Source organism: Bradyrhizobium oropedii (genome assembly GCF_020889685.1).
Classification (GTDB): domain Bacteria; phylum Pseudomonadota; class Alphaproteobacteria; order Rhizobiales; family Xanthobacteraceae; genus Bradyrhizobium; species Bradyrhizobium oropedii.
On record NZ_JACMYO010000469.1, the window covers coordinates 1 to 763 of the forward strand.

A 763-nucleotide genomic window follows, 5' to 3' on the forward strand; every position below is an offset into this window, starting at 1 on the left:
GGTGTCGATGCGGCAGGTCGAGGCTTCGCGCCAGCTGCTTGACGTCGCGCGCCTCGCGCGCCGCTTCAGGACGCAGGCCGTGATCGACGGTGACGGCGACCAGTCGCGGTCCTGACGCAAGCGCGCGGCGCCAGCGCGCGGCCAGCCACATCAGCGCGACTGAATCGGGACCGCCGGACACCGCGAGCACAATCGCCGGTGCACGCGCGAGGTCTGCGAACAGGCGCTTGGCGTCCCGTGCCGGGATGGCGGATCGGTCGTCAGGCATCGCAAAACCAGCTTGTTGCGGAAAGGCCGGAAGCGGCCTCCCCGCGCTGGTTTAGCACTTCACGCGCTTCTGCTCGCGGTCAACCGTAGCCTTGACCCCGCCGGACGCGCGCGGATATTTCCGGGCGATCTCGCCGAACGCGGCGCAGGCGGCTTCCTTTTCCTTCAGCGCCGCCAGCGACTGGCCAAGTCGCAGCAGGGCGTCGGGCGCCTTCGCGGACTTGTCGAACTTGGTGGTCACGCCGAGGAAGGTTTCGGCAGCGTCGCGATATTGCTGGCGCTGGAAATAGCTTTCGCCGAGCCAGTATTGCGAGTCCGCCACCAGGGGATCGCTCGGATATTTCTGGGCAAAGTTCTTCATCGTCTCTTCGGCGAGCGCATAGTCCTTGCGCTGCATGTAGCCGATGCCGAGGTCGAACTCGTCCTTCGACGTCGCCGACGGCGGCAACGTGGTCAGGGCCGCGGTTGCGCCGGGGGCACCGCGCGGCGGGCTGGT

At 67.8% G+C, this 763-nt stretch carries 2 protein-coding genes; both read right to left on the reverse strand.

The genetic code is table 11. The features are described 5' to 3' along the window. On the reverse strand, positions 1-268 hold a 268-nt coding region (locus H8A95_RS43330), incomplete at its 3' end, for a PP-loop family protein (RefSeq protein ID WP_274617733.1). A gap of 51 nt (positions 269-319) precedes the next feature. Then, positions 320-763, reverse strand: a 444-nt coding sequence (gene ybgF / locus H8A95_RS43335; protein WP_229188492.1) for a tol-pal system protein YbgF, incomplete at its 5' end; no start/stop codon positions are given.